Origin of the sequence: Rhizobium ecuadorense (assembly GCF_001187535.1) — a bacterium.
In the GTDB taxonomy this organism is placed as follows: domain Bacteria; phylum Pseudomonadota; class Alphaproteobacteria; order Rhizobiales; family Rhizobiaceae; genus Rhizobium; species Rhizobium ecuadorense.
In genome coordinates, this window is the sequence record NZ_LFIO01000252.1 from 1 (window position 1) to 286 (window position 286).

Consider the following 286-nt stretch of genomic DNA (forward strand, 5'->3'; position numbering starts at 1 on the left):
CTTTCGAGCTTGGCAAGGGCCGCGAACACGGCATGCCAGTGGATCGAGCCTTCGCCGAGGCTCCAATGGCGATCGGCATATCCGTCGGCGTCCTGCAGGTGGACATGCTGCAAGAAATTGCCGGCGGCCTTGACGTAATAATCGACCGGCGGAGCACCGGTATAGCCGTGGGCATAATGGGCGTGGCCGGTATCGATCGAGACCGCGACGGCAGGCGATTGGAAGCTTTCGGCAAGCGCCACGCGAATATGCGGATCCTTGTCCTCGATGTTCTCGATGACCATGG

The 286-nt window shown here is 60.8% G+C and carries 1 protein-coding gene; it reads right to left on the bottom strand.

What is annotated here, in order from left to right; translation table 11 throughout:
• The coding region (locus AF337_RS05800) for a sugar phosphate isomerase/epimerase family protein (protein ID WP_152970925.1) at positions 1 to 286 on the bottom strand (286 nt) is incomplete at both ends.